The sequence below is a fragment of the Sphaerisporangium sp. B11E5 genome, assembly GCF_039871875.1.
Classification (GTDB): domain Bacteria; phylum Actinomycetota; class Actinomycetes; order Streptosporangiales; family Streptosporangiaceae; genus Sphaerisporangium.
In genome coordinates, this window is record NZ_JBDPMD010000098.1 from 1 (window position 1) to 4628 (window position 4628).

Below are 4628 nucleotides of genomic sequence, written 5' to 3' on the forward strand. Positions count from 1 at the left end.
TGCCGGGGGTGGCCATGATGGCGGCGCCGCCGGCCAGTGCCAGTGTGCATTGTCCGGAGCGGACGGCGCGTACGGCCAGGTCGAGTGCGACCAGTGAGGAGGAGCAGGCGGTGTCCACCGTCAGCGCCGGGCCTTGCAGACCGAGCACGTACGCGATCCGCCCCGACGCCACGCTCGACTCGTTGCCGGCCAGCAGCATGCCCTCCAGTTCCTCGGGCACGGTCCGCAGCCGCGTGGCGTAGTCGTCGTACATCGCGCCGATGAACACGCCGGTGTCGCTCTCCTTCAGCGACGTCGGGTCGATGCCCGCACGCTCCAGCGCCTCCCACGCCACCTGCAACAACAACCGCTGCTGCGGGTCGGTCGCCAGGGCCTCGCGGGGGCTCATGCCGAAGAACTCCGCGTCGAACTCGGCGGCGTCGTAGAGGAAGCCGCCCCGGCGCGTGTAGGTGGTCCCCTTGTGGTCGGGATCGGGGTGGTAGAGGGCGTCCACGTCCCAGCCGCGGTCATCGGGGAAGTCGCCGGTCGCGTCGGTGCCGGACGCCACCAGGTCCCACAGCTCCTGCGGCGAGGTCACCCCGCCGGGCAACCGGCACGCCATCCCCACGATCACCACCGGGTCGTCGTCCGCCGGCCCGGCCGCGACCGTGGTCACCGCCGCCTTCGCCGGTTCGGCCGCCGTGAGGCCGTCCAGCAGACGTGTGGCGAGCGCGGCCACGGTCGGGAACTCGAACACCACGGTGGCCGGGAGGGACAGGCCCGACAGGGTGGCCAGCCGGTTGCGGAGCTCGACGGCGGTCAGCGAGTCGAGGCCCAGCTCCGTCAGCGGCCGGTCGGCGCTCACCCGGTCCGGGTCCCGGTGGTCGAGCACGGCGGCCGCCTGTTCCCTGACCAGGGCGGTGAGGACGCGCGGCCACTCGTGCCGGGGCTCCGCCCCGAGCCGCCGCATCCACGCGCCTCCGGCCTCGGCCCGCCGCACGGCGGGGGGCAGCGTGACGATCCTGGACAACAGGGCCGGCAGGCGGCCCTCCACCGCTTCCTGCCGCAACACGGCCTCGTCCAGCGGCGACACCACCGTGTGCGGGTCGCGCACCCGTTCCAGCACGTCGAGCGCGTGGCCGGTGTCGAGCACCCCGACGCCGTACCTGGCCAGCCTGGCACGGTCGGCGTCGCCCAGGTGGCCGGTCATGGCTCCGGCCTCGTGCCACAGTCCCCAGGCGATCGCCGTGGCGGGCAGGCCGGCCGCGCGCCGGTACGCGGCCAGAGCGTCGAGGAAGGTGTTGCCGGCCGCGTAGTTCGCCTGGCCTGGCACGCCGAGAGTGGCCACGGCGGAGGAGAACAACACGAAGCTCTCCAGGGGGAGCCCCGCCGTCAGCTCATGCAGGTGCCAGGCCGCGTCCACCTTGGGCCGCAGCACGGCGGCGAGCTCTTCGACGTCCATCTCGCCGACCGTGGCGTCGGCGAGCACACCCGCCGCGTGCACCACGGACCGCAGCGGCCGGTCCTGGGGAATCGACGCGATCACCGCGGCGAGAGCCGCGCGATCGGTCACGTCACACGCGGCGACGGTCACCTCCGCCCCCGCCGCCCGCAGCTCCCCGGCCAGCTCGGCCGCCCCCGGTGCCTCCGCCCCTCCACGACTGACCAGCAGCAGGTGCGGCGGCTCCACCGCGGCGGCGAGCCTACGCGCGACCAGCGCACCGAGCGCGCCGGTACCACCGGTCACGAGCACGGTCGCACCGGCCCCGCCGGTCACGGGCTCGGTCGCACCGGTGCCTCCGGTCGCGGGCACGGTCGTATCGGTGCCTCCGGTCGCGGGCTCGGTCGTATCGGTGCCTCCGGTCGCGGGCACGGTCGCGCCTATGCTCCCGTCCTGTTCCCGTCGTGGCGGGTCCGCGAGCTCGGCCGGGACGAGCCTCGGTGCGAACAGGGCCGCCTCGCGCACCGCCGTCTCCCGCTCGCCGTGGCCGGCGGCCAGCAGCGCGATCGGTGCCGGGCCGTCGACGGTCACCAGGCCGAACCGGCCCGGGTGCTCGGCGGCCGCGGTGCGGACCAGCCCCCGGATCGGGGCGGACGCGAGGTCGTGCTCCGCTGTCACCACGGTCAGACGGGTGTCCCGCGAGGCCGGGTCGCGCAGGTGGCTTCGCAGCAGCCCGAGGACGGCGGCGGCCCGCTCGTGCGCCTGGGCGATCACCTCGTCCGCCCGTCCGCCTTCTTCGTCCGACCGTCCGTCTACCTGGTCCGTCCGTCCGCCTACCGGCACCAGCACGGTCCGGGCGTGGCGCGTGGCCACGAGGTCGTCCGCTACGGGCGTCGCCGGGTCGCCGAGGTCGACGAGGGCACCGATATCGCCGAAGCCGCCGAGCACGACCACCTCATCGTGTCCCGGCGGCGGGTCGGTGACCGGCTCCCAGTCGATGCGGTACGTCTCGTCGCGCGCCCCGGTCAGTTCCGCCCGGCCGGCCGGGCGGAACGCCACGGTGGCGGCGCCGACCGGCTCACCCGCCTCGTCGGCGAAGAGGTAGCGGAACCGCGCACCGGGGAGCGGGTCGATGCGGGCACGCAGCACGCGGTCGGCCCGGCCGGCCAGCCGCAGGCCCTCGAAGACGAAGGGGAGCAGAGGACGGCCGGGATCCGGGTCGGCCGGCCCGGTCAGCCCGGCGACCACGGGGTGGAGTGCGGCGTCGAGCATCGCCGGATGGACCGTGAAGTCCTGACTGCCTGCCTGGTCGGGGCCGGTCGCGGTGATCTCGACGTAGATCGTTTCACCGGCCCGCCAGGCACCGGTCAGCCCGCGGAAGGCGGGGCCGTAGTCGTAGCCGAGCCGGTACAGCCGCTCGTACAGATCGGTGACGTCGACGGGCTCGGCTCCGGCCGGCACCGCCACCGAGCCGGCAGCCTCGGTCACCGGTCCGGAGGGCGCCGGGTCGTTGCCTTCGTCGAGGACTCCTGTCGCGTGGTGGGTCCACGGCTCGTCCTCGGCCGTCCGGGAGTACATGTCGATGCGGCGCTGTCCGTCCTCATCCGGGGCGTCCACCGTCACCTGTGTCTGGGCCGGGCGGCCAGGGGTGAGTCGCATCGGGGTGCGCACGGTGAGTTCGCGGACACGGGGGCATCCGGCGAGGTTTCCCGCGTGTGAGGCGAGTTCGGCGAAGGCCGTGCCGGGGAGCAGCGTGGTGCGGAACACGCGGTGGCCGGTGAGCCACTCGTGGGCGGCCAGGTCGAGCCGTCCGGTCAGCACGGTGCCGCCGTCGGCGAGGGTGACCATCGCGCCCAGCAGGGGGTGGTGCGCGGCGGCCAGCCCGAGCCGGGTGGTCCCTGCCTGGCCGGCGGTCGGGGTGAGCCAGTAGCGGGTCCGTTCGAACGGGTAGGTCGGCAGGTCCACCGGAGGTGCGGGCGCCACCGCCCAGGTGACCGGGGCGCCGCCGAGATGGGCCACGGCGAGGGCGCGGCGGAACGTGTCAGGGCCGCCCTCGTCGCGCCGCAGCGTGCCGCAGGCCAGACCGGTGGCGCCGCGCTCGCCGAGGATCTCCTCGATGGGCACGGTGAGCACCGGGTGCGGGCTGACCTCGATGAACATGCGGTGGCCCGCGTCGATCAGGCTGTTCGCCGCGGCCTCGAACTGGACCGTCCCGCGCAGGTTCGCGTACCAGTAGGCGGCGTCCAGCGTGCCGGTGTCGACCTGCTCCCCGGTCACCGATGAGTAGAACGCGGTGCGAGCCGGCCGGGGCTTCAGGCCGGCGAACGTCTCCAGCAGGTGCTCCTCCAGCGGCTCCACGTGGCGGGAGTGGGAGGCGTAGTCCACGGGAATCCGGCGTGCCCGCACCCCCTGCTCGTCGCACCAGGAGAGCAACGCGCCGAGAGCGTCGGCGGCGCCCGCCACCACGGTCCTGCGCGGGCCGTTGCGCACGGCGATCTCGAGTTCGCCCGGCAGGCCGGCCAGGACGGGCGCCAACTCCTCCGCGCCGAGCGCGACCGACACCATGCCGCCGTCCCCCGCGATCCTGGCCACGGCCAGGCTCCGCAGGGTGACCAGCGCGGCCGCGTCCTCCAGCGACAACGCGCCCGCGACGTACGCCGCGGCGATCTCGCCCTGGGAGTGCCCGGCGACGGCGTCGGGGCGCACTCCCGCGGCCTGCCACATCGCCGCGAGCGACACCATCACCGCGAAGAGCGCCGGCTGCACGACGTCGACCCGCTCAAGCGACGGGGCGCCGTCGGCCCCGAGGAGCACATCGGTGAGCGACCAGCCGGTGTGCGGCGCGAACGCCTCGGCGCACGACTCGATCTCCGCGCGGAAGACGGGGTCACGCCGCAGGAGCTCGCGGGCCATCCCGGTCCACTGCGCCCCCTGGCCGGGGAAGACGAAGACCGTCCCGCCCCGCACCTTCCGCCCCGTGATCAGCGCGTCGTGCACCTCGTCCCGGGACAGGGCGCGCAGCGCCGCCACCAGGTCCTCGCCCTCGGCGTCCACGGCGGCGCCGTGCTCCAGCCGGGCTCTGCGCAGCAGGGTGGCGGCCACGTCGCTCGCGGCCAGTCCGGGGTGTGCTTCGAGGTGGTCGGCGAGTGTGGTGGCGTGTTTGCGGAGGGCGGTGGGGGTTTTGGCGGTGAGGAGGATGGGGGGTGGG

1 protein-coding gene is annotated in these 4628 nt (G+C 74.9%); it reads right to left on the minus strand.

Annotated features, from left to right (window positions below; genetic code table 11):
* Positions 1–4628 (minus strand): type I polyketide synthase (locus tag ABGB17_RS38620; RefSeq protein ID WP_347639331.1); only part of this gene is annotated, 4628 nt, incomplete at both ends.